The sequence below is a fragment of the Clostridium beijerinckii genome, assembly GCF_008705175.1.
Lineage (GTDB): Bacteria > Bacillota > Clostridia > Clostridiales > Clostridiaceae > Clostridium > Clostridium beijerinckii.
On sequence record NZ_CP043998.1, the window covers coordinates 12,501 to 37,162 of the forward strand.

The following is a 24,662-nucleotide window of genomic DNA, read 5'->3' on the forward strand; positions in this document are numbered from 1 at the left end:
AGAAATTCCAATCGAACTCGGATATAGCTGGTTCTCCTCGAAATAGCTTTAGGGCTAGCGTCGGAAAATGTGAGTAGTGGAGGTAGAGCACTGAATAGGCTAGGGGGCATAGCGCTTACCGAACCTTATCAAACTCCGAATGCCACATACTATCAGTCCGGCAGTCAGACTATGAAAGATAAGTTCCATGGTCAAAAGGGAAACAACCCAGATCGTCAGCTAAGGTCCCAAAGTGTAAGTTAAGTGGAAAAGGATGTGGGATTTCTAAGACAACTAGGATGTTGGCTTAGAAGCAGCCACTCATTAAAAGAGTGCGTAATAGCTCACTAGTCAAGAGATCCTGCGCCGAAAATGTCCGGGGCTCAAACTTACCACCGAAGCTACGGGTTCACGCATTAGCGTGAGCGGTAGAGGAGCGTCGTAATCGGGCTGAAGTCGTACCGTAAGGAGCGGTGGACTGATTACGAGTGAGAATGTTGGCATTAGTAGCGAGATGTAGGCGAGAATCCTACAGGCCGAATATCTAAGGTTTCCTGAGTAAAGTTTGTCTTCTCAGGGTTAGTCGGGACCTAAGGCGAGGCCGAAAGGCGTAGCCGATGGACAATTGGTTGATATTCCAATACCACTATAATCGTTATTATCGATGGTGTGACGGAGAAGGATAGGATGTGCTAGCTATTGGATGCTAGTCTAAGCGTTTAGGGAGTTGGGATTGGCAAATCCGTTCCAACAATTCTGAGGCGTGATGGGGAAGGTTCTACGGAACCGAAGTATCTGATTCCATGCTTCCAAGAAAAGCATCTAGAAAGAGAAGTAGTGCCCGTACCGCAAACCGACACAGGTAGATGAGGAGAGAATCCTAAGGCCGACGGAAGAATTGCAGTTAAGGAACTAGGCAAATTGACCCCGTAACTTCGGGAGAAGGGGTGCCTGAGAAATCAGGCCGCAGAGAATAGGCACAAGCAACTGTTTAACAAAAACACAGGTCTCTGCTAAAGCGAAAGCTGATGTATAGGGGCTGACGCCTGCCCGGTGCTGGAAGGTTAAGGGGAACACTTAGTGGTAACGCGAAGGTGTGAACTTAAGCCCCAGTAAACGGCGGCCGTAACTATAACGGTCCTAAGGTAGCGAAATTCCTTGTCAGGTAAGTTCTGACCCGCACGAATGGCGTAATGACTTGTGCACTGTCTCAACTGCAAATCCGGCGAAGTTGTAGTGCGAGTGAAGATGCTCGCTACCCGCGATTGGACGGAAAGACCCCGTAGAGCTTTACTGTAGCTTAGCATTGAATTTCGGTATTGTCTGTACAGGATAGGTGGGAGACTGGGAAACTAGGGCGTCAGCCTTGGTGGAGTCGTTGTTGGGATACCACCCTGATAGTATTGAAGTTCTAACTGGATGCCATGAAACTGGTGACAGGACATTGTTAGGTGGGCAGTTTGACTGGGGCGGTCGCCTCCTAAAATGTAACGGAGGCGCCCAAAGGTTCCCTCAGAACGGTCGGAAATCGTTCGAAGAGTGTAAAGGCAGAAGGGAGCCTGACTGCGACACCTACAAGTGGAGCAGGGACGAAAGTCGGGCTTAGTGATCCGGTGGTACCTCGTGGGAGGGCCATCGCTCAACGGATAAAAGCTACCTCGGGGATAACAGGCTGATCTCCCCCAAGAGTTCACATCGACGGGGAGGTTTGGCACCTCGATGTCGGCTCGTCGCATCCTGGGGCTGAAGTAGGTCCCAAGGGTTGGGCTGTTCGCCCATTAAAGCGGCACGCGAGCTGGGTTCAGAACGTCGTGAGACAGTTCGGTCCCTATCCGTCGCGGGCGTAGGAAATTTGAGAGGAGCTGTCCTTAGTACGAGAGGACCGGGATGGACTGACCTATGGTGTACCAGTTGTTTCGCCAGAAGCATAGCTGGGTAGCTAAGTCGGGAAGGGATAAACGCTGAAAGCATCTAAGTGTGAAGCCCACCTCAAGATGAGATTTCCCATAGCATAAGCTAGTAAGACCCCTTGAAGACTACAAGGTTGATAGGTCAGAGGTGTAAGTATGGCAACATATTTAGCTGACTGATACTAATAGGTCGAGGGCTTGACCAATATAGTCAAGTTGTAAATACATTAAAGAAACTGTGTGCAATTTTGAAAGAATAATATAAAAAATACTTGACATAAGATATGTTCCAAAGTATAATATTATTTGTAATGATCTGGTGATGATGGCATAGAGGTAACACTCCTTCCCATTCCGAACAGGAAAGTTAAGGTCTATTACGCTGATGGTACTGCATGGGAGACTGTGTGGGAGAGTAGGAAGTCGCCAGGTAAAATTTAAAAGGGATCTTTAGCTCAGTTGGTTAGAGCAACCGGCTCATAACCGGTAGGTCTAGGGTTCGAGTCCCTGAAGGTCCACCATGGGGGTATAGCTCAGTTGGGAGAGCACCTGCCTTGCACGCAGGGGGTCAAGAGTTCGAATCTCTTTATCTCCACCATTAAGAAGTTATGAATTAATTCATAACTTCTTTTATTATACAATTATTTAATTATTTAATTATTTAATTATTTAATTATGTTCAGTATGAATAAGCATAGGAGATAGGAATGTTTTCATATAGAATAAAACAATTTTATTGGGCAATAGAATCTATATTCGTTAAGGAAGATATGGAAATACTAAAGATGTATCTTAGTATTTCTGAGTTGAATTTATTTATGAAACTTACTAAATCAGAGCGGCAACATTCAATAAGAGTCTGTAGAACGGCTATAAAATATATAGAGGATAATAATATAGTTGATATCGATAAAAAAAGGATGGCTAGGTGTGCATTATTGCATGACATAGGAAAATTAGAATCTAAATTAAATATATTTTATAAAGGCATTATTGTTTTTTTAAATAGTATTACTCGCGGGAAATTTTTGAAGTATAATAAAAATAAGAAAATAATAAGTTATTATAATCATCCGGAAGTTGGAGCAAGACTGATTGAGAGTATTAATAATGATGAATGCTTAGACGTAATAAATTCTATCAAGTATCATCATAATAAAAGTGATATTGACTCGAAAAATATATATTTAAAAGTATTAAGTATATCTGATGATTGCAATTAAAATAGGAGGGAAATATGAATTCTATTGAGAGAAGAGAGGATATAATTAAATTACTTCTAGAAAGTAATGAGCCTTTGAAAGGCAGCTTTATAGCAAAAAGATATTCTGTAACTAGACAGGTTATAGTAAAAGATATAGCAATTCTTAGAGCTAAAGGTAAAAATATAATAGCAACTCCAGATGGATATATAATTAATGCAAATAATAATAAAGCTAAAGCAATTATTGCAGTAATTCATACTGAAGATGAGATGATTGAGGAATTAAGTATAGTAATCAAATATGGTGGAATGATTGAAGATGTAGTAGTGGAGCATCCATTGTATGGAGAAATAAAAGGCATGCTTATGATTAAGAATTATAATGAGTTAAATAAATTTATTGAAAAATATAAGGAACAAAAAGCAAAATTACTATCTGCATTAACTAATGGAGTTCATCTTCACACAATAGCAGCTGAAACTCAAGATGATATTGATTTAATTATATTGGAATTGAAAAAGAACAACTTTATAGTTTCAGATTTGGAGGACTAGTAATGGATTATGATGTATTAATTTTAGGCGGTGGGATAATTGGATGTGCAGTTGCCTATGAACTTTCAAAATATAATATAAATATAGCGTTAATTGAAAAGGGATATGATGTTGCAAACGATATTTCATTTGCAAATACAGCTGTAGTTTATGATGGTTCAGAATCAAGTAGTAGTAAAATGGCTCTCTTGGAGAAAAGAGGTATTGATATAATAAGGAAGCATTGTAAAAAGGTCAATGTTAGATATAATAAGATTGGTTCATTAAGGCTTTTCTTAGATGAGAGTGGTGAACTATTAAATAAAGTGTACAGTGATTCTATGGAGCGAGGAATAGATGGAGTTCGCATAATAGATAGTGATGAACTTTATAATGTGGAACCAAGTTTAAATTTAAAGGCAAATAAAGCTATCTATTCTGAGAATACTTCAATAATATCACCATATAACCTAGCTGTTTCATATGCAGAAATAGCTGTAGATAATGGAGTGAATTTTAGATTAGAAGAAGAGGTTATAGATATTAAGACTATTTCTAAGGGATTCAGAGTAACTACGAATAAAAATAAGTTTACTTGTAAACTAGTTATTAATACAATTCCAAATGAATCCTTTAATGATATGTGTGGTAATGTAACAAGCGAAATGAAAAATAAAAAAGTTAAGTGTATAATAGTTAAGAAAAGTATAGGCGATAACTTAAAGAAAATTATTATTGAAGATATAGATGAAGAAAATTCCATGATAAAGGTGCCAATATCCGAAAATGAAAATTTAATTGGAATTAAGATCAGTGATAATTTTAGCGCTAAATTAGAATTGCCAGAAAGAATATTGAAAAATATAAAAAAAGAGTCAATAGTTAATATATTTACAGAAGTATACAGCGAAAATGATATGTTAATAGATGATAGTAATTTGGAGGCCGGTTATATAAAGGTTGTAGGAAATCATTATGCTAAAATATCAGTTGCACCAGCAATTGCTCAGGATATTGAAAAGAAAGTTAAAGTAAGTATGAATATAACGAAGAAAAAGGATTATATTGATAAAAAGAGAGAGACATATATATTTAGAGAGATGACTAAAGATCAAATAAATAGAATAATTTCTCTTGATAAGCGTTATGGCAATATTATTTGTAATTGCAATAATATTTCTGAGGGAGAGATTATTGATTCAATAAGAAGACCTTTAGGTGCAAGAACAGTAGAGGGAGTGAAAAGGCGTACAGGGATAGGTCTTGGAAACTGCAATGGTTCAAGTTGCAATATAAAGATAATAAAGATATTGGCAAGAGAGATGGATAAAAGTGTTTTAGATATAGTAGATGATTCTATGGATTCACAAATTTTAGTTGGAAGAATTAAGGAGTTTAATGAAATTTAGATTGGAGTAATTAGTAATGCCTAATAAAGATGTTTTTACCAGTTTAGTTAGAGTAAAAGGTAATATCAATTACAAAGTTGTATCAGTAAAAAGTAATAAAAGCGTTGAGAAGCACTTATGGAAAGAATTTTCAAAGGTTCTTAGTAGGATTTATGTTAGTACTCCTACTAATATTGGCGATAATATTTGTAAGAATATACTTAATACTGGCGTAGATATAATATGTACACGGAAGATAAAATAATAGCTAAACATTAAATCTATAAGCTAATATTTTATTATAATAATTTATTTTAATAAAATATTATAAAATAGTTGACATAAGTATAAGTAATTGATATAATGATATATGTCACTAGATGTGGAAAGATGGTCGAGTTGGTTTAAGGCACCGGTCTTGAAAACCGGCGTGCGTGTAAGCGTACCTAGGGTTCGAATCCCTATCTTTCCGCCATTTTTTTGTCTAAAAATATAAAATTTATTTGGAGGATTACTCAAGTGGCTGAAGAGGCGCCCCTGCTAAGGGCGTAGGTCGGGTAACTGGCGCCCGGGTTCAAATCCCGGATCCTCCGCCAAGCATCTAACATTTGTTAGGTGTTTTTTAATATAATTAATTAGTCTTAGTAAAACATATATTTTTATTTGTTGAAAATTTATATAAATGCTCAATAAATATAATTTACTATTCTAAATTATTTGATATTCTGTAACTCGTAGCTAAAATTAATTTTAGCTAAATGAAAAAATTAAATTTATTGAAATAAATATGTTGACATAAATAAAATTAGTTGATATAATCATATTTGTTGTGAGACATGGAAAGATGGTCGAGTTGGTTTAAGGCACCGGTCTTGAAAACCGGCGTGCGTGTAAGCGTACCTAGGGTTCGAATCCCTATCTTTCCGCCATTAAAATAGAAGGCACATGGAGGATTACTCAAGTGGCTGAAGAGGCGCCCCTGCTAAGGGCGTAGGTCGGGTAACTGGCGCCCGGGTTCAAATCCCGGATCCTCCGCCAAACATCTAACAAATTGTTAGATGTTTTTTTTGTTTTGAATTAATTTTATGGAGAAAATAAACTTGAAATATTATAATTAATATGTCTGATTATAAAATAAATTAATTATTATAAGAAGGTGAATTATGCTAAGCGGCAGCAAAGTACATTTAAGATTACTAAAAAAGGAAGATGTAAGTATATTATTCAAGTTACATAGTGAAGAGAAAGTTAAAAAGTATAATATAATAATTGATAGCATGGATAATAAAGTAGATTTAAGAAAAGCTTTAAGTATAGTGAATGAGGATGATAATTTAATTGGTTTTGTAACGTACAAGGAGAAAGAATATTATAGTAGGACATACTGCATTGGTATAACGATAGGTAGCGAGTATTGGGGAAGAAGTTATGGGGCAGATTCTATAAAAACTCTTCTAAGATATTTATTTAAGAAGCTGAATGCTATGAAAGTAGAATTATACGTTGCTAGTTATAATATAAGAGCTATAAAGTGTTATAAAAAATGTGGGTTTATAGAGGAGTATATTAAAAGATATTCTAGTTATATAGATAGAGAATATATAGATATTATAATTATGGGGATAATTAGAGAAAGATATAATTCATATTTAAAATGTGAGGATGGAAAATACGTATGAGTATAAGATTTGTTTATGGAAGATCTGGAACAGGCAAGAGTAAATTTTGCATTGACGAGATAAAAAATAATATTGATAAGAAATTAGATTTAAATAAGTTAATTCTATTAGTTCCAGAACAATATACATTTACGACCGAAAATAAAATATTACATGAAATAGGAGAACATGCTTTTTTTAGGACAGAGGTGCTGAGTTTTAAGAAAATGGCTCATAATATTTTTGAAGAATATGGTGGAAGAGTTAAAGAGATTATTAAGGAATCTGGAAGGAATATGCTAATTCATAGAGTTATAAATGAAAATATTGAGTCTTTGGATTATTTTAATAGGATGTCTAGAGAACAAGGATTTAATGAAATTATATCAGAAGTGATTTCGGAATTTAAAAAGTATAATATTAGCATTGATAGTATAAGAGCAATAGATGAGAAAATAAATGATAATGAATTATATCAAAAAATTAAAGAGTTGATGATAATTTATGAAGCATTTAACTTAAAAATGCATGAAAATTACATTGATGGAGATGATCAGTTAACATTACTAAATAAAAAGTTATTAGAAAGTAGCGCGTATGTAGATTCTGAAGTCTGGATAGATGAATTTACTAGCTTTACACCTCAACAACTAGATATTATAAAGGTATTAGCCAAGAGATGCAGAAGAGTTAATATAACTTTTTGTATTGATAACAAATCTCTAAACAACAACTCTGAAGATATAACTGATGTATTCAATATTATAAAGAGTACTGAAAATAAAATATTAAAGATAATGAAAGAAAACAATATAGCCTATGATAAGCCAGTTAACTTAAATAATGCAATTCCTTATAGGTTTAAAGATAATCTGGAACTTGATCATATAGAAAAGTATTTTTTTTCTTACCCATTTAATGAATATGATAAGACCCCTGAGAGAATAACACTTTACAAAGCAAGTAATATTTATGACGAGATAGAAAGAGTATCAAAAAGTATTACAAGTTTGGTGAGAGAAAAGGGTTATAGATATAGAGATATATCTGTAGTTTGTAGAAATATAGACGATTATGAAAAAATAATATCAGTAATATTTAAAGATTATAATATTCCATACTTTTTAGATAAAAAGATTCAATTACTAAGTAATCCATTGATTGTACTTATAAGTTCTGCTTTTGAAATTTTGCTTAAGAATTGGTCTTATGAAAGTGTATTTAAATATTTAAAGAGTGGTTTAACTGGCATAGATAATTCATATATAGATAGGCTAGAGAACTTTATATTAGAGTATGGGGTAAAGGGTTATAAATGGACATCAAGAGAAACAGTAAATGAGAAATGGTTTATAGGAAATAGTGAATTGACGGATGATAAAGTTTTAATAGCTGAAATTATGGAAGAGATAAGATATCCATTGATGATTTTTCATAATAAAATAAATGGAAAACATAAAGTTAAAGATATATGTTCAGCTATTTATGAGTTTTTAGTGGATGTAAAAGTTTTTGACAGAATTAATGAATGGATTAAAAATTTTGAAGAATTAGGATTAGAAGATAAAGTTAAGGAATATAGTCAGGTTGAAAGTATAGTTATAGACATTCTAGATCAAGCGGTCGATGTTATAGGCGAAGAGAGATTAGAGTATTCTGAGTTTTTTAGAATATTGAGTTCTGGTTTCGCCAATGAAGAGATAGGAATTATACCTGTAGCATTAGATCAGGTTAATATTGGAGATATAGCAAGAATAAAGGGCAGAGATGTTAAAGTTCTTTACATAGTAGGAATTAATGATGGAGTTCTACCGGCATCCAAGAAAGAGGAAGGTCTATTATCTGATAGAGATAGAATAACATTAGGTGAGGTTGGAATAAATTTATCATCAACAACTAGAAATAAAGTTTTTGAAGAACAGTATCTACTATATATAGCATTAACAATTAGTAGTGAATATTTAATGCTTTCATATCCGATGGCTGATTTTGAGGGTAAATCATTAAGACCATCTATAGTAATATCTAGAATTAAAAAGATATTTCCTAATTTAATTGAAGAAAGTGCAATTTATGATTTAAAAATTCTTGAAAATAAATTTGGCAAAATTATTGCACCAATTCCAACATTTAATGAACTTATAATTTCTATGAGAAAAGATTTTGATAAAGAATATATAGAGCCTCACTGGTCTGAGGTATATGAATGGTTTAAAAATAATGGTGAGTTTAAAGATAAAGTTAAGAATATATTTAAGGGGCTTAGTTACTCAAACATTGGAGATAAAGTTCCAAGAAACAAGCTTAGAAAACTTTATCAGAATGACTTAGAAAAGTTAGTATTTAGTGTTTCAAAGTTAGAAAAGTATGCAGAATGCCCTTTTTCTTATTTTGTTCAATATGGGCTAAAGGCTAAAAATAGAAAAGTATATGAATTTACACCACCAGACTTAGGATCATTTGTACACGAAATGCTTGATTCATTCACTAATAAAGTTAGAGAAGATGGAATACTATGGTCTGATTTAAGCAATGAAAAATGTAAGAAGATAATATCTAACCTTATTGATAAGAAGTTAATGGATGAAAGTAATTCTATATTAAATAGTACTAAGAAATTTAAATATTTAGCGCAAAGGTTCAAAAGAGTAATATCTAAATCTGTTTCAGTTATTGCAAGTCAAATAGGGAAAGGTGAATTTGAAGTATTTAAAACTGAATTTGATTTTGGAAGTTATAGCTCTGGAGAAGCTATAACATTAGATTTAAGTGATAATGAAAAGGTGTATCTTCAAGGAAGAATCGATAGAATAGATAAATTAGATTTAGATGGCGAAACTTATATAAGAATTATAGATTATAAAACTGGAGCTAAAAAATTTGACTTAAATGAAATATATCATGGATTACAAATGCAATTATTAGTTTACTTAGATGCACTTATAAGGAATTCAAAATATATACTTGATAAACAAGTAAAACCAGGAGCAATATTATACTTTAAAATAGATGATCCTATAATAAAAAGCAAAAAAGAAATGACTGATGAAGAAGTAGAAAAAGAAGTATTAAGTGCTTTAAAGATGAAAGGATTAGTCTTAAAGGATGCGAGGGTTGTAAAAGCTATGGATAAGGATATAGAAGGATATTCATTGGTTATACCAGCATCATTTAAGGCTGATGGAAGCTTTAAGGCAACTAGTGATGTTGTAACAGAAGAGGAGTTTAGAATACTTAGAGAATATGTAAATAGGAAGATGATAGAGATATGTGAAGAAATGCTAAGTGGAGATATTAAAATTCAGCCCACTAAGAATTCTAACATTGCTCATTGTGAATACTGTGATTTTTCATCAATATGCCAATTTGATACAGAGATAAAAGATAATAAATACAAAATTATAATAAACAAATCTACAAATGATATATGGAATAATATAAAAAAAGAAATTGATAATTCTAATAAATTAATTAAAGTTGAAAATGAGGAAGTATAGTACTATAAAAGAATATAGTATATTTTTGATTAAAATTAATTAGGTTTTCTTACATCTAAAGCAATTTTAATTAGTACAGGAGAGATTTATATATGGGTAATACAAAATGGACTGATGAACAGTTAAGTGCAATTGAAACGAGGAATTGTAATTTACTAGTTGCGGCGGCGGCTGGTTCAGGTAAAACTGCTGTTTTAGTAGAGAGGATCATAAGAATAATTACTAATGAAGAGAATCCAGTTGATATAGATAAGTTATTGGTTGTAACTTTTACTAATGCAGCAGCTGCTGAGATGAGGGAAAGGATAGCAGATGCGATATCAAAGGAATTAGAGAATAATCCTAGGTCTAAAAATCTACAGAGGCAATTAACGCTGTTAAATAGAGCTAATATCACTACAATGCATTCGTTTTGCTTAGATGTAATTAAAAATAATTACCATAGGATTGATCTAGATCCATCATTTAGAATAGGTGATCAGACTGAGGGAATACTAATTAAATCGGAAGTTATTGAAGAACTTTTCGAAGATAAATACGAGGAAGAAGATACTGAGTTTACTAATTTGGTTGAGATATTTAGTAGCTACAAAAATGATAATAATTTAAAAAATTTAGTATTAGATTTATATAGCTTTACAATGTCAGGTCCATGGCCTGAAAAATGGCTTGCTAATAGTGCTGAGTCTTTTAATATTAAACAATTAGATGAATTGGATAGAACTAATTGGGTGAGAGTTTTAGCTCAAAGCGTAAAAATTGAGTTAGATGGGTATGTTAAAATGTTAGAAAAGGCCATTGAGGTTACTAGCAAAACTGATGGATTAGAACCTTATATGGATAACTTATTAATGGAATTAAGTTATATAAGGAATGCTTATGAATCTACTGATAATGGACTTGAGGAAATGTTTAATTCATTATCATCAATACAATTCAGTAGATTAAAATCTATAAAAAAAGATAAGGTTTCAGATGAGTTGTCTCAAAATACTGTAAAAAAGATTAGAGATGATGTTAAAAAAGGAATATCTGAATTATTAAATAATGCATATTCAGTAAATCCACAGCAAATGTTAAGGAATATTCAAGGGGCATATCATTACATAAAAAAATTGATAGAATTAGTTTTAGAATTTAGTGCTAGGTTTAGTAAACGAAAACGAGAAAGAAATATATTAGATTTTAATGATTTAGAGCATTTATGTTTAAAAATATTAAGTGATTATGATGATGAGAATAATATAATTCCATCAAGTATTGCAATGAATTTTAAAGAATATTTCGATGAAGTACTTGTTGATGAGTATCAAGATTCAAATAACGTTCAAGAAACAATAATAAACCTAGTATCTAGAAAGAATGATGATAATCCAAATGTATTTATGGTTGGGGACGTTAAGCAAAGTATATATAGATTTAGACAAGCAAAACCTGAATTATTCATTGAAAAATATAATACATATGATTCAAGTAATGGAACGAATAGAAAAATTCAATTATATAAAAATTTTAGAAGTCGAAGAGAAATTATAGATGGAGTAAATTACATCTTTAAAGAAGTAATGTCTGAAGTTGTTGGAGAGTTAGAATATACAGATGAGGAAGCTTTAAATTTAGGCGCAGACTTTAAGGAAAATAAATTCAAAGATACAATTGTTGGAGGACCTATTGAAGTTAATATAATTGATAAAAGCTATAATGAAATGCTTGTAGAAGATAATGAGGAACAGGAAGAAATAAATAATGTTATTTTAGAAGGTAGGATCGTTGCGAAAAGAATTAAAGAACTAATGTCAAAAAGTGAAGATGAACAAATTTTTAAAGTTTTAGATAAGGAATCTGGTGAATATAGGCCATTAAAATATAGGGATATAGTTATTCTACTTAGAGCCACTAAAAACTGGTCAGAGTCATTATTAGATGAGTTAAGTGCAGAAGGAATTCCAGTGTATGCAGATACAGGATCTGGTTATTTTGAATCAATTGAGATTAGAACAATAATTTCTCTTTTAAAGGTTGTTGATAATCCAATGCAGGACATTCCAGTAATATCAGTAATGAGATCTCCAATTATGGGATTTTCGGCAGAAGAAATAAGTGATATTAGACTTGTAAATAAAGATAATTATTTTTATGAAAATATAAAATATATAAGTGAAGAAGCTTATAATTCAATTAATGAATCTTATTCTGATGTATTGATAGCTAAATGCAAGTATTTTATTAATTCCGTTGACAAGTGGAGAGATAAATCAATTTATATGGCAATTGATGAATTTATATGGTATTTATATATGGATACTGCTTATTATGGATATGTTGGAGCTATGCCAAATGGAGTGCTTAGGCAAGCAAACTTAAAAATACTTTTTCAAAGAGCAAGACAATTTGAGAAAACGAGTTTTAAGGGATTATTTAATTTTATAAATTTTATAAATAAACTTATAAAATCTTCAGGTGACATGGGAAGTGCTCAAGTATTAGGTGAAAATGAGGATGTAGTAAGAATTATGAGTATCCATAAAAGTAAGGGGCTAGAGTTTCCAGTGGTATTCTTATGCGGGTTAGGAAAGAATTTTAACCTTATGGATTTAAATAAAAGCATATTGTATCACGATGAACTAGGACTTGGGCCAGACTTTATAGATATAGGAAAAAGGTTTAGCACAGGAACTTTAGCTAAAGAATCAATAAAGAAAAAGATGAAATTTGAAACATTGTCGGAGGAAATGAGAATATTGTACGTAGCATGTACTAGGGCAAAGGAAAAGTTGATTATGACAGGTACAATAGGAAATCTCGAAAAATCAGCTGAAAAATGGTTAGGATCAGCATCTTTAGATTATAATCGTATATCCCCTTCGGAAGTTTTAAAAGGAAAGTCATATTTAGATTGGATTTGTATGTCACTATGCCAACATAGAGATGGTAGTGTCTTATCAGAAAGTTTTGGAACTGAAAATTTAATATTAAAGGATGATGATTCTAGGTGGAAAGTTAGTTTTTGGAATAAGGGCGACTTAATTGATAAGACAAAGACAGAAGTGTTAGAACAAGGTGAAGGATATGAGTTAACAATAATAAATAATAAACCATATGATAATTCTCTATATGAAGAAGTAGATAAAATATTATCATATAAATATCCATTTAAAGCTTCAACAACAATTAAAAGTAATATTTCAGTTTCAGATTTAAAGAGAAGGAATGCAGAAGAAGATGATGATACTGAACAATTATATAGAGAAAAGGTAAAAGTTGTCCCTAAGTTTCTTCAAGAGAAGAAAGGTCTTACTCCTTCAGAAAAGGGTACTGCAGTTCATTTTGTAATGAAAAAAATAGATTTTAATAGAGTATCATCTACGGAGGAAATTAAAGAACAATTGCACGAATTATTTGAAAAGGAGCTTTTGCTTAGCGAAGAATTAAAGGTAATTAATCCTACTAAGATACTGAGCTTTTTTAGGTCGGATTTAGGGAAAAAAATTCTTGATTTAAATTGTAGTGGAGAAAAGATTTATAGAGAAATACCTTTTTATACAGAGATAAGCAGTTTAGAAGTAGATAAAACACTTGATAATATATATAAGGATGAAAAGATAAGATTACAAGGAATAATTGATTGTTTCTTTGAATATAAGGGAGATATTATACTTATAGATTACAAAACCGATTATATTATAGAAGGTCATGAAGATGAATTTAAAGAGAAGTATAGGAAACAATTAGATTATTATAGTGATGCAATATTTAAGTTAACAGGTAAAAAGGTTAAATATAAGTACTTATATTCATTTTATTTAGAAAAAGAAATTAGAATAATATAAATATGTTTAAGTAAAATAATAAGAAAAGCAAGAAGACAAAAATAAATTTATCTTCTTGCTTTTTTAATAGTTATTTTATTATAACTTTACTTTCTCTAGGTATGTTAGTAAAAATCCATTTGGCATCATCTATAGAGAGTCTAATACAGCCATGAGAAGAAGGTTTATTCATGGTATAATCTAGAACCGTAGTTTTGTCTTTAGCAAATGGAACTGAATGAAATAAAATGTCTCCAGTAATTTGAGTCCAATATTTGCCGCCTTCCTTATATTCTTCTGAAAAGAACCAATCACCTCTCTCTTTAATAGTAAATGATCCAGAAGGGGTATCTTCTCCACTTATTCCAGTGGAACAAGGGAATGCTTTAACCAATTGCCACTTATCAGCTTTTCCTTTATAAACATAAGTCTTTTGATCTTGAATGTTTACATTTATAAGATAAGGTGTTGTACTCTCTATATTTAATGTATTAATATTTTTTGATGTAATATTGGTTGTCAAGGCACGCGATGAAGCTTCAGCAATAGCTGAATTTTTATCTAAGTATTCTTGTTGTTTTTCTTTTATATCTGCTATCTTTTCTTTTACATCTATGTCATCACCCAAAAGATCATTATTGTCTGAAATTTTAGACATAGCTTCGCTATAGTAATCATTGCTAATTAAATTATCGCAGTAAGCAAATAAATTCTCCTTTAGTTTACTTTTTGATTCATCTAGGTATATAAGTGAATCTGTATAGTTAAGATCTAAAGCAGAAACTTTTTTAAAGAATGAAATGGCCTCTGAATATTGTTCATTATTAAAAGAATTAATACCAGAGTTATAATTTTTAATAGAATCTTGAATTAAGTCTATCGAATCAGAAGCATTATGTAGATCATCATCATTCACTAGATTATAACGTTTTATTTCCTTAAACTGAATTAAGGCATCTTCAGAAGAAATTTTCTTATCTTGGATTTCATCTGATAAAGTATTAATTTTAGTTCTAAGATATTTGGATACATCATGACTAATCATAGATAATTTAAATGGATTAAAGTTTTGTTTAGTTATCAATAAATTATTAGCTTCAGAAAATTTATAATTATCAAAATCTGATTTGAAGTTATTTAAAAGTTTATTATAACTGTATAACTCATAAAAGCAGCTAGAAGATAATGCTATTAATAAAGCTAGCACATATATAATTCTTTTAGGTAATTTTTTAGTTTTTAACTTTTTATAATAAAATGTATTTATGCTCAAATAAATGCCTCCTAATGAAGTAACTAATATATTTAGAGTGAATTTGAATAAGATATTGCCGATTAATCTTTTATTTAATTACAAAGTCCTCTTTTATTTATATAATATTGACAATAAAAGTAAATAATAAACCTTGAAGTTTAAACTAATTTTAATATGTGTTAATATACTTAATAGGCCTTATGAAAGTAGACAATATTTATCTGGAGGGGAAAATGACTAATAAAACTAATTTTTTTATAAAGCTTATAACTTCTATATATGACATAAAGGTTTTTTCTAAATATGCGAAAGAAGGAATATTAAGATCAATCTCATATGCAATATTCCTTAGTTTCTTATTAGGAGGCTTAAAGAGTGCATTTGTTCAATATAAGAATTATAATTTAGATATAATATCTTTAGTAGATCAAACGGTAGCATATTTTTCAATAATACTTTTTAATTTATTATTGAATTCCTTAATTGTATCAATTGTTGCAGCGCTTTTTACAGTATTTTTAAGAATGGTAGTCAAATATATAGCTTTATATTCTTTAACCTTATATGCGGCTACATTGCCATTAATAATACAAATAATACTAGAAATAGCTAATCCTAATATAAGCTTTGATACTATGTTTATTGTTGGAACATTAACCTATGTAATATTGATATTAAAGTATATAAAGGATGAAATAATAAGAAATTATACTTAGTAATATAAGCATATATATATAAATTTCTCAAATTATTATCTAAATTTGTAATATTCAATTATTAAACTTAAACGAACAATTATATAATCTTTTGGAATTAGAAATATCATATCAAATTTATTTAATATGGTTGTTAGCCGGGAAGTTATGTGATATTATATATTAAGGGTATATGGTAAAAAAAGTAAAAAAAATTACAAAAGGGGATTTAAAAATGGTTGAGGTTAATATTTTGAAAGATAATCAGATTGATAGGGAAAATATATTGAATAGAAATGACCTTATTAAGTTATCGAAAGATGAATTAGTTAGCAAACTTATTAATTTATCAGAATCTAAGAAAAATCAAGAAGATTTTATTTTGAATATTTCACATGATTTGAGATCACCATTAAATATAATTTTAAGTGTTTTACAATGTTACAAGGATGATTATAAAGATATTAAAAGGTATGGTAAATGCCAGGATCACATGGATGTTATAAAAAGAAATTCATATAAAATATTAAAACTTGTAAACAATCTAATAGATACAACAAAATTAGAAAAAAATCATTATAGTATTAAAAGAGAGAATTTAGATGTAATTAACTTAATAGAGTGGAATATATCTTCAATAGATAAATATGCTAAGCAGAAGGAGATCTCTTTAGTTTTTGATACAAATGTTGAAGAGTGCATAATGGCAGTAGACCCAGAAGCAATAGATAGAATAATAATGAATTTAATTTCTAATGCAATAAAGTTCTCGCCAAAGGGAAGTAATATATATATAAATGCGTGGAAAAGTATAAATCAATTAACTATTTCGGTAAGGGATGAAGGAATTGGGATACCAAAGGAAGAGCAAAATACAATTTTTAATAGATTTGTTCAATCTTCAAGAAATAAAAAATCTGAGAATTCGGGAAGTGGGATAGGTCTTGATCTAGTTAGATATTTAACTCAAGCTCATAATGGTAGTATCGAATTGAAAAGTGAAGAGAATTCTGGTTGTGAATTTATAATTAAGTTACCAATAGAAAGATTACAGGATGATGAAAATAATAGAGATAAATGTTTAAATATTAAAAGTAAAGTGGAAGTACTTGAGGTAGAGTTTTCTGATATATATTTGTAAAAATCATCATGAACAAGGATAGTTATCTAAAAATTAAACCTAATTTTTAGATAACTTATTCCAAATTGTATATGGGACTAAGTTGAATAATAGTATTAAATTTATAAAATTATGAGAATAATCAAATTATAAACTTGATTATTATAACCGCTTGTGATAAGATAAACTTGTTGCAAAAATTGAATATGGAGCGTTAGTTAAACGGATATAACATACCGCTACGGACGGTACATTGAGGGTTCGATTCCTTCACGCTCTGCCAAAATAAAAAGAATGGGTAACCCATTCTTTTTATTTTATAAAACTTTAGTACCAATATTTTCACCAAATATAACTTTACATTCAAAGCCTAATTTAGATTGTTCTATAATATCAGCATCTATTTCTATAGATCCTTGTTCAAAGAATAATATAGTTGTAGATCCTCCAAATTTAAAATAGCCTTTTTCGTCACCTTTATTTACTCTAACTCTAGGGGAATAAGTTTGAATTATTGAACCTACACATGTAGCACCAACCTCTATATGAAGTACATCTTTAAAGTTATCTGATTTAAATAAAGACCATTCTCTTTTATTTTCACAAAAAAGTTTAGGAACAGATTTTAAAGCTATTGGATTTACAGAATAATAGTGCCCTTTTATAGGATGATTTTCATATGGAATACCAGAATCGATAAAGTGAAATCTATGATAGTCAGTAGGGCATAAGCGTAATACAACGCATATTCCATTTTTATATTTACTAGCTACATTATCATCATTAATTAACTCTTTTAAACTATAAGTTAATCCCTTAATTTGAATTATATTATCTAAGTCAATGTCTTCATAGGCAGTTATTCTTCCATCTCCTGGAGAAATTAATATATTATTATCTGAATTTATTGGTCTAGCATCAAAATTTAATTCTCGTGTAAAGAAATCATTAAAAGATTTAAATTCATTAATTTTCTTCTTCGACATAGCCATATCAATATTAAAGCTATCTACAAATGGTGAAATTTTGGATTTGCTTAGCTTTGTATCACAATACTTCCCATATAACTTAGAAAATAATTTTTTCTTTGCAATAAGTTCAGTAATTGTTTTACCAACTGGTGATTCATAGGTCCATTCTATATATTTCTTTCCAGCGATAAGTTCTTCTTCATAAGATTTTGTAGTTCTATTATATACTTGAATCATAAATACAAATGTCAAAACTTTATTAAATAATTTAGAGATAACAGCTCTAAAGATTTATAATGTTACAGTTATGACAAGTATCCTCCATTTCTTATTTTAATTAGATATATCTAGTTAAATCTATAGAATAATCATTTAGTAAATAATATAGAAAAACTGATATATTGAATAAATTATGTGTAACATACATAGTTTATTTTTTACCTTAATATTAATTTTATCACAGATAATCAAAATTTCAAAAGTAAGATTATATGTAGTGAAAGTTTCATTTTTGATATAAATAGTAATATGTAGAATTGTGGTTTAATAATGAACTAAATGATATAATATATTGATAATATTGGCATAAGTAATTATTGAAAAATGAGGAGAAATGTTATGAACAAAACAAAGAACTTGATTTTTAAATCTGCAATAAAAATATTTTCTGAATCTGGATATAGAGGTGCTACTATGGATGATATAGCTGCCAATGCTGGACTTGTAAAGGGGACATTATACTATCATTTCAAGAGTAAAGAGGAAATATTTAATTTCATTGTTGAGGAGGGATTGCAAATATTACAAAATCAAGTTATTGAAGTTCAGAATATCAATATAGGTCCTATTGAAAAATTAATAAAAATATGTAGAATACAATTAACATTTTTATATGGGTATATAGATTTTTTTAAAATAGTAATGAGCCAGTTGTGGGGGACTGAGCATAGACAAAATGAATTGCGTCATAAGATACGAAAGTATATAAATGAAATTGAAATTAATATAAGAACTGCAATGGAAATTGGGGAAATTAAAAAAGGAGATGTAGAACTTATTGCATTCCAATTTTTTGGATCACTATGTTCATCTGCAATATATGAATCTATACATATAGAGAAGATAAATTTAGAAGATATTATAGAGAGTACTATTAAGTTTACATTGAATGGATTAGGAATAGATATAAATAGATATATTTAAAATATGAAGTTTATATTTTAGATTCTAGATAAATGTAATTAGTTCTAGTTTACACTTATAATTAAATATAAATAGGGAGTGTATAGAGAGACATTTTTTATGAGCAGTATATATAATCATTACCAAATTGAATAAAATAACGAGGGAACTGGGGGATACTAATGAAATTTTTAGCGAGTGATTTAGATGGAACGCTATTTAGAGATAACAAAATTTCAGAAAAGGATTTAGATGCATTGAGGCGACTAAAAGCGTTTGGAAATAAGATAATAATTTCAACAGGAAGAAGTTTAAAAGGAGTAAATAGTATTTTAAAGGAATATCCATTTGAGTATGATTACTTGGTTATGTGTAATGGTGGAGTGATAATGGATAACAGAAATAATATTATACATGAGAAATCAATACCGAATAAAATACAAAATAGAATAATAGCTGATTTTTATGATATAGGAGATTCCTTAATATATTATGATGATGGAAATGATACTTATATGATAGAAAATAAATTAGTTGATGTTTCAGCTGTAGATGCTGATTTTTTTAATCATTTTTCTAATAGGGTAACATTAGGAGAAGCATTGAGTAGCATATCAGATTCACAAATTATGAGTGTGTTTAATGTATCTCAATCTATAGAAAAATCAGAATTGGTAAGAGAAAAATTGATAAATGAATATGATGAGTATATAGAAGCTTTTAGAAATCAAGTATTTGTAGATATAGTTCCAAAGAATTGTTCAAAAGGAAATGCAATTATGATGATTTTGGAAGATGAAAATAAAGGCGTTGATAGTTTATATACGGTCGGCGATTCAATGAATGATATTTCCATGTTTAAGATTACCAATAATAGTTATACATTTAATTCAGTAGAAGAACTAATTAAACCATATGCTGATAATCTTGTAGATCATGTTTTTGAAGTAATAGAAGATATGCTAAGATAAAATATTAATTTAGAGATTATAACTTATTCAGCAAATTAAATGGAAAATAATTTATCAAAGAAATATAAAAGTTCAGCAATTTATAGAAATGCTGAACTTTTTATTATAAGTATATTACATATAATCTTAATTTATATGGTTAAATTATTATTTATTAGAATTAGAAAATTCTAAGTATTCATCAAATGTCATAGTTCTATCAACTATAGAACCATCATCTTTAATATCTATGATTCTATTTGCTATAGTTTGAACGAACTGATGGTCATGAGAAGCAAATAATATATTACTGTTATAATCTTTCAAACCATTATTTACAGCTGTAATTGATTCAAGGTCAAGGTGATTCGTAGGTTGATCTAACATTAATACATTAGCATTAGAAAGCATCATTTTAGACAACATACATCTAACCTTTTCTCCTCCTGATAATACATTTGCCTCTTTTAATGCTTCCTCACCAGAGAATAACATTCTACCTAGGAATCCTCTGATATAGCTTTCAGATTTTTCCTCTGAATATTGTCTAAGCCAATCTACTAAAGAAAGATTGCAATCGTCAAAGTATTTTGAGTTATCAGCTGGGAAGTACGCATTAGTTATAGTTATTCCCCATTTATATTCACCGCTATCTGGTTCCATTTCTCCAGATAATATTTTGAATAATGTAGTTACGGCTATTTCATTACCAATAAGAGCAATTTTATCACCTTTATTAACTATGAAATTCACGTTATCTAATACTTTAACACCATCTACTGTTTTTGATAAATCTTTAACCATTAATATATCATTACCAACTTCTCGTTCAGGTTTAAAACCTACAAATGGATATTTTCTACTTGATGGTTGAATATCATCTAAAGTAATTTTATCTAAAAGTTTTTTACGAGAAGTAGCCTGCTTAGATTTAGAAGCATTAGCACTAAATCTTGCAATAAAGTCCTGTAATTCCTTAATCTTTTCTTCCTTTTTCTTGTTTTGATCTTTTGACATTTGAAGAGCTAATTGACTTGATTCATACCAGAAGTCATAGTTACCTACATAAATTTTTATCTTTCCAAAGTCAACGTCAGCCATTTGAGTACAAACTGAATTTAAGAAGTGTCTATCATGCGATACAACTATAACAGTTCCATCAAAGTTACCTAAAAAGTCTTCTAACCAGTTTACAGCCTTTAAATCAAGACCGTTAGTAGGTTCGTCTAGAATTAGTATTCCAGGATTACCAAATAAGGCTTGAGCTAAAAGAACTTTAATTTTTTCTCCACCAGTCAATTCTGATACATTTTTAAAGTGAAGATCAGTTCCTATACCTAGTCCTTGTAAAAGCGAAGATGCTTCAGATTCTGCTTCCCAACCATTAAGTTCAGCAAATTCACCTTCTAATTCAGATGCTTTAATTCCATCTTCATCAGAAAAGTCAGGTTTAGCATAAATTTCATCCTTTTCCTTCATTATTTGGTATAGTCTTTCATTCCCCATTATTACAGTTTCTAGGACTTGAAAATTATCATACTTATAATGATCTTGTTTCAAGACAGACATTCTTGTGTTAGGAGCAATTATAACTTCACCAGTATTAGGTTCTATCTCACCTGATAATATTTTTAAGAATGTACTCTTTCCAGCTCCATTAGCACCAATAACTCCATAACAATTTCCTGGAGTGAATTTAAGGTTGACATCTTCAAAAAGCTTACGTCCACCAAATCTCAAACTAACATTTGATACGTTTATCAATATATTTCGACCTCATTTCTTCTTAATTATAATAATGCACAATTAGGGAAAAAATCCTTTTTATCGTTAAAATATGTTATCATAAATTAATTTGGAATTTCATCCTTAATTGTGCATCGTATAAATAGTTTAACTACATGTTGCTTATTATATCATATAATTAATGATTTTTGCATTTTTAAGTATTTCTATAATTTTAAATTTTTGTATTATTACTTAATTAAAATTAATGTTATTTATAATTTTTGGTACTCCCAAAACATTCATCTATTATTTTTTCACTCATACGTCTATAAAGATTACTCATGCTAACATATGCGCATATAAGCAGAAGTTTTTCTTCATAGTCTCCTAAAGAATTATCTTCATTACTTATTAGATTTGTAATATTATCATAAATTTTAGTTGAGGAAGATTTTAAATCATCTAAGTTTGAATCATATATATCAAGAAAGGATTGGTATATATCATGTAATGGATATTCTTCTTCTTTTTCAAAAGCATTAATTATGGGGCTCAAGATAGTTTTTATATCTGTAAGGGACAGTGCACCTTTTAAATTATAAATTAACCCCATTAAAATAAGATGACTTTTAGTATACTTCTTATTTTTAATTTTCATTAAAAGATTACCTTTGGCGTAGTTATTAATCATAGTTTTAGTAAGAACTTTGTCATCATCATTTCTTTTAGTGTAGCTTAATTTACTTTCAAATAGCTGCATTACTTGATCCATATATAAATCAATTTCAGGAAAATCATTTAAGTTAATGTTATTAGATGATTTTTGTGAATTTATATATGCATCAATATTAAAGTCATTCATATAATTTCACTCCTCACATAGTAATAGAAACTATGTCATTATTATAATTTTAATATTATCGAAAAGAAGTAGATAATTCAAGCATTTATGGGTAAAATACTATTTAATAAATAGAAAATAAACAAAAATGGGGTTGCAATATAAAAAAAAATATGAAATAATTCTAATATAGCAACATGTAGTTATTAAAACTACGTGGGAATAAATGGGAGGGCAAAAGAATGGAGAAATATTTAAGAGAACCTATTAATGGATTAACTCATTTTATTGGAGCAGTTCTATCATTATTTGCATTAATAGCAATGCTAGTAAAGGTATATACAAGGGGAAGTTCTACAATAACATTTGTATCAGTTTTATTTTTCGGGATAAGTATGATTTTATTATATAGCGCATCAGCAACATATCATTCAGTAATAGCAAATGATAAAGTAATAAAAATTCTAAAACGATTGGATCATTCTATGATATTTATATTAATAGCAGGGTCATATGCACCATTTTGCCTAGTGGCGTTAAATGGAAAGGTAGGAATAAATCTATTTCTAGCAGTAACAATATGTGCAGTAATCGGAATTGCATTTAAATTATGTTGGGTAACTTGTCCTAGATGGCTCAGCAGTAGCATGTATATAGGAATTGGGTGGTTTGCAGTATTTGCCATATATCCAATGTCTCAAGTTTTATCTTCATTTGGACTATCATGGTTAGTTCTTGGAGGAATAATGTATACAATAGGTGGAATAATATACGCATTAAAATCAGATAAAATAAAAGTATGGCTCTTTGGAAGACATGAAATATTTCATATATTTATTATGTTGGGAACCCTTTGTCATTTTATTTGTGTATTTGTATATATAATTTAAATCAGAATTTTAAGTTGCATTAATCTAGTAGATTATATAGGGGATAAAAGAAATACTTATTTTAAATAAATTTAGTATTCTTTTTATCCTTATTTTTTTATAAAAACATAATTACATTTATATGGAACTAGATTGTTTTATTATAAAACATCTTTTAAAACTTGATAAGATATATTAGGTATAGTAAGATAAATTATAAAGAATAAATAGACTTTAAGGGGATGGAAAAATGGGCTTTCGTCAAAGGTTAAAAGATGCTAGTAGAATAGTAGTAAAGGTTGGATCATCAACATTAACTTATGATAATGGAAATATTAATTTAAGTAGAATTGAAAAGCTAACGCGCGTATTATCTGATGTAGTTAATTCAGGTAAGCAGGTTACGCTTGTTACATCAGGTGCAGTTGCTGTTGGTGTTAATAAATTAAAATTGAAAGAAAAGCCCGAAAGTATAAGAGAAAAGCAAGCAGTAGCAGCAGTTGGACAATGCGAGCTAATGCATATATATAGTAAATTTTTTGGAGAATATAGCCATGTGGTTGGGCAAGTGTTACTCACAAGAGATGTAGTAGAAGATGATCATATTAGGGAAAATGTATGTAATACATTTGAAACTTTATTAGATAATAAGATAATTCCTATAGTAAATGAGAATGATACAGTTTCAATAGATGAGATTGAGAATATAGTTAGATTTGGTGATAATGATAATCTATCGGCAATAGTTGCATCATTAATTAACGCAGATTTGCTAATAATTTTATCTGATATAGATGGGTTCTATGATTCAGACCCAAGGAATAATGAGAGTGCAAAATTACTAAATGAAGTTAGAGAAATAACTCCTGAGTTAGAAGAGTGCGCTGGAGGTGCAGGATCAAATCTAGGAACTGGTGGAATGATCACAAAATTATCAGCAGCTAAGACATCCACAAAAGCAGGAGTAGATATGATTTTAGCGAATGGAAGTGAACCAGATATAATAATAGATATTTTGAATGGTGAAGAAATAGGAACTTTATTTGTATCGTAGGTAAAATAAGAAATGGGG

17 protein-coding genes, 7 tRNA genes and 2 rRNA genes (1 of these 26 only partly in view) are annotated in these 24,662 nt (G+C 29.6%); 22 read left to right on the forward strand and 4 right to left on the reverse strand.

Translation table 11 applies throughout. The annotated features are described in order from the left end of the window. The 15 genes from F3K33_RS00045 to addA all read left to right on the forward strand — a co-directional run. Nucleotides 1-2,095: ribosomal RNA gene (locus F3K33_RS00045) — 23S ribosomal RNA — on the forward strand; it begins 815 nt to the left of the window's first position. Between the two features lie 109 nt (nucleotides 2,096-2,204). Then, nucleotides 2,205-2,321: ribosomal RNA gene (rrf, locus tag F3K33_RS00050) — 5S ribosomal RNA — on the forward strand. Between the two features lie 12 nt (nucleotides 2,322-2,333). Then, nucleotides 2,334-2,410: transfer RNA gene (locus F3K33_RS00055), tRNA-Ile, on the forward strand. Between the two features lies 1 nt (nucleotide 2,411). Then, a tRNA-Ala gene (locus F3K33_RS00060) sits at nucleotides 2,412-2,487 on the forward strand. A gap of 109 nt (nucleotides 2,488-2,596) precedes the next feature. Then, nucleotides 2,597-3,112 carry an HD domain-containing protein gene (locus F3K33_RS00065; RefSeq protein WP_039773422.1) on the forward strand — a complete coding sequence of 172 codons (516 nt, stop codon included), beginning with the start codon at nucleotides 2,597-2,599 and terminating at the stop codon, nucleotides 3,110-3,112. Nucleotides 3,113-3,126: 14 nt separating this feature from the next. Continuing rightward, nucleotides 3,127-3,648, forward strand: a complete 522-nt coding sequence (locus F3K33_RS00070) for a transcription repressor NadR (protein ID WP_023976926.1) — start codon at nucleotides 3,127-3,129, stop codon at nucleotides 3,646-3,648. A 2-nt stretch (nucleotides 3,649-3,650) separates the two neighbouring features. Continuing rightward, on the forward strand, nucleotides 3,651-5,036 hold the full coding sequence (locus F3K33_RS00075) for an NAD(P)/FAD-dependent oxidoreductase (protein ID WP_023976925.1): 1,386 nt from the start codon (nucleotides 3,651-3,653) through the stop codon (nucleotides 5,034-5,036). Nucleotides 5,037-5,052: 16 nt separating this feature from the next. Then, the gene (locus F3K33_RS00080) at nucleotides 5,053-5,280 is read left to right on the forward strand and encodes a DUF1667 domain-containing protein (RefSeq protein WP_011967376.1); all 228 of its coding nucleotides are present in this window, start codon (nucleotides 5,053-5,055) and stop codon (nucleotides 5,278-5,280) included. A gap of 119 nt (nucleotides 5,281-5,399) precedes the next feature. Continuing rightward, nucleotides 5,400-5,490 (forward strand) — tRNA-Ser (locus F3K33_RS00085). A gap of 30 nt (nucleotides 5,491-5,520) precedes the next feature. Next, nucleotides 5,521-5,611 (forward strand) — tRNA-Ser (locus F3K33_RS00090). Between the two features lie 242 nt (nucleotides 5,612-5,853). Further along, nucleotides 5,854-5,944 (forward strand) — tRNA-Ser (locus F3K33_RS00095). Nucleotides 5,945-5,962: 18 nt separating this feature from the next. Next, a tRNA-Ser gene (locus F3K33_RS00100) sits at nucleotides 5,963-6,053 on the forward strand. Nucleotides 6,054-6,178: 125 nt separating this feature from the next. Next, nucleotides 6,179-6,694, forward strand: coding sequence for a GNAT family N-acetyltransferase (locus F3K33_RS00105; protein ID WP_023976924.1), 516 nt, complete (start codon nucleotides 6,179-6,181; stop codon nucleotides 6,692-6,694). Continuing rightward, entirely contained in the window at nucleotides 6,691-10,170 is a 3,480-nt protein-coding gene (gene addB / locus F3K33_RS00110; RefSeq protein WP_039773421.1) for a helicase-exonuclease AddAB subunit AddB, read from the forward strand. Before F3K33_RS00105 ends, addB begins: the two co-directional genes overlap by 4 nt. Before the next feature lie 92 nt (nucleotides 10,171-10,262). After that, nucleotides 10,263-14,000, forward strand: a complete 3,738-nt coding sequence (addA, locus tag F3K33_RS00115; RefSeq protein WP_039773420.1) for a helicase-exonuclease AddAB subunit AddA — start codon at nucleotides 10,263-10,265, stop codon at nucleotides 13,998-14,000. Nucleotides 14,001-14,070: 70 nt separating this feature from the next. On the opposite strand, the gene F3K33_RS00120 is transcribed toward addA, so the two are convergent. Beyond that, nucleotides 14,071-15,252: a L,D-transpeptidase gene (locus tag F3K33_RS00120; RefSeq protein ID WP_039773419.1), complete on the reverse strand. Its 1,182-nt coding sequence runs from the start codon at nucleotides 15,250-15,252 to the stop codon at nucleotides 14,071-14,073. Nucleotides 15,253-15,467: 215 nt separating this feature from the next. Between F3K33_RS00120 and F3K33_RS00125 the strand changes: the two genes are divergently transcribed. The 3 genes from F3K33_RS00125 (at nucleotide 15,468) to F3K33_RS00135 (ending at nucleotide 17,332) form a co-directional block, all read left to right on the forward strand. Continuing rightward, nucleotides 15,468-15,950: a DUF1189 family protein gene (locus F3K33_RS00125; RefSeq protein WP_017209559.1), complete on the forward strand. Its 483-nt coding sequence runs from the start codon at nucleotides 15,468-15,470 to the stop codon at nucleotides 15,948-15,950. Between the two features lie 214 nt (nucleotides 15,951-16,164). Beyond that, nucleotides 16,165-17,070, forward strand: a complete 906-nt coding sequence (locus tag F3K33_RS00130) for a sensor histidine kinase (protein WP_020372901.1) — start codon at nucleotides 16,165-16,167, stop codon at nucleotides 17,068-17,070. Between the two features lie 187 nt (nucleotides 17,071-17,257). Next, nucleotides 17,258-17,332 (forward strand) — tRNA-Arg (locus F3K33_RS00135). 34 nt (nucleotides 17,333-17,366) lie between these two features. Here F3K33_RS00135 and F3K33_RS00140 read toward each other — a convergent pair. Then, nucleotides 17,367-18,257: a phosphatidylserine decarboxylase gene (locus tag F3K33_RS00140; protein WP_011967383.1), complete on the reverse strand. Its 891-nt coding sequence runs from the start codon at nucleotides 18,255-18,257 to the stop codon at nucleotides 17,367-17,369. Between the two features lie 381 nt (nucleotides 18,258-18,638). Between F3K33_RS00140 and F3K33_RS00145 the strand changes: the two genes are divergently transcribed. Further along, the gene (locus F3K33_RS00145) at nucleotides 18,639-19,223 is read left to right on the forward strand and encodes a TetR/AcrR family transcriptional regulator (protein ID WP_023975959.1); all 585 of its coding nucleotides are present in this window, start codon (nucleotides 18,639-18,641) and stop codon (nucleotides 19,221-19,223) included. Between the two features lie 161 nt (nucleotides 19,224-19,384). Next, nucleotides 19,385-20,173, forward strand: a complete 789-nt coding sequence (locus F3K33_RS00150) for a Cof-type HAD-IIB family hydrolase (RefSeq protein ID WP_039773418.1) — start codon at nucleotides 19,385-19,387, stop codon at nucleotides 20,171-20,173. Between the two features lie 147 nt (nucleotides 20,174-20,320). On the opposite strand, the gene F3K33_RS00155 is transcribed toward F3K33_RS00150, so the two are convergent. Both F3K33_RS00155 and F3K33_RS00160 read right to left on the reverse strand, forming a co-directional pair. Next, entirely contained in the window at nucleotides 20,321-21,916 is a 1,596-nt protein-coding gene (locus F3K33_RS00155) for an ABC-F family ATP-binding cassette domain-containing protein (RefSeq protein WP_023975956.1), read from the reverse strand. Nucleotides 21,917-22,148: 232 nt separating this feature from the next. Next, nucleotides 22,149-22,742, reverse strand: coding sequence for a DUF1836 domain-containing protein (locus tag F3K33_RS00160; RefSeq protein ID WP_039773417.1), 594 nt, complete (start codon nucleotides 22,740-22,742; stop codon nucleotides 22,149-22,151). 221 nt (nucleotides 22,743-22,963) lie between these two features. Here F3K33_RS00160 and trhA point away from each other — a divergent pair, with 221 nt between their 5' ends. Continuing rightward, entirely contained in the window at nucleotides 22,964-23,611 is a 648-nt protein-coding gene (gene trhA, locus F3K33_RS00165) for a PAQR family membrane homeostasis protein TrhA (RefSeq protein WP_011967388.1), read from the forward strand. A 229-nt stretch (nucleotides 23,612-23,840) separates the two neighbouring features. Then, on the forward strand, nucleotides 23,841-24,644 hold the full coding sequence (proB, locus tag F3K33_RS00170) for a glutamate 5-kinase (protein ID WP_017209551.1): 804 nt from the start codon (nucleotides 23,841-23,843) through the stop codon (nucleotides 24,642-24,644). The last annotated feature ends 18 nt before the right edge of the window (nucleotides 24,645-24,662 follow it).

Excerpts from the sequence above, each read along its gene's own strand:
- F3K33_RS00065 (WP_039773422.1), top strand. The coding sequence starts at position 2,597 with ATGTTTTCATATAGAATAAAACAATTTTATTGGGCAATAGAATCTATA.
- F3K33_RS00070 (WP_023976926.1), top strand. The coding sequence starts at position 3,127 with ATGAATTCTATTGAGAGAAGAGAGGATATAATTAAATTACTTCTAGAA.
- F3K33_RS00075 (WP_023976925.1), top strand. The coding sequence starts at position 3,651 with ATGGATTATGATGTATTAATTTTAGGCGGTGGGATAATTGGATGTGCA.
- F3K33_RS00080 (WP_011967376.1), top strand. The coding sequence starts at position 5,053 with ATGCCTAATAAAGATGTTTTTACCAGTTTAGTTAGAGTAAAAGGTAAT.
- F3K33_RS00105 (WP_023976924.1), top strand. The coding sequence starts at position 6,179 with ATGCTAAGCGGCAGCAAAGTACATTTAAGATTACTAAAAAAGGAAGAT.
- addB (WP_039773421.1), top strand. The coding sequence starts at position 6,691 with ATGAGTATAAGATTTGTTTATGGAAGATCTGGAACAGGCAAGAGTAAA.
- addA (WP_039773420.1), top strand. The coding sequence starts at position 10,263 with ATGGGTAATACAAAATGGACTGATGAACAGTTAAGTGCAATTGAAACG.
- F3K33_RS00125 (WP_017209559.1), top strand. The coding sequence starts at position 15,468 with ATGACTAATAAAACTAATTTTTTTATAAAGCTTATAACTTCTATATAT.
- F3K33_RS00130 (WP_020372901.1), top strand. The coding sequence starts at position 16,165 with ATGGTTGAGGTTAATATTTTGAAAGATAATCAGATTGATAGGGAAAAT.
- F3K33_RS00140 (WP_011967383.1), bottom strand. The coding sequence starts at position 18,257 with ATGATTCAAGTATATAATAGAACTACAAAATCTTATGAAGAAGAACTT.
- F3K33_RS00145 (WP_023975959.1), top strand. The coding sequence starts at position 18,639 with ATGAACAAAACAAAGAACTTGATTTTTAAATCTGCAATAAAAATATTT.
- F3K33_RS00150 (WP_039773418.1), top strand. The coding sequence starts at position 19,385 with ATGAAATTTTTAGCGAGTGATTTAGATGGAACGCTATTTAGAGATAAC.
- F3K33_RS00160 (WP_039773417.1), bottom strand. The coding sequence starts at position 22,742 with ATGAATGACTTTAATATTGATGCATATATAAATTCACAAAAATCATCT.
- trhA (WP_011967388.1), top strand. The coding sequence starts at position 22,964 with ATGGAGAAATATTTAAGAGAACCTATTAATGGATTAACTCATTTTATT.
- proB (WP_017209551.1), top strand. The coding sequence starts at position 23,841 with ATGGGCTTTCGTCAAAGGTTAAAAGATGCTAGTAGAATAGTAGTAAAG.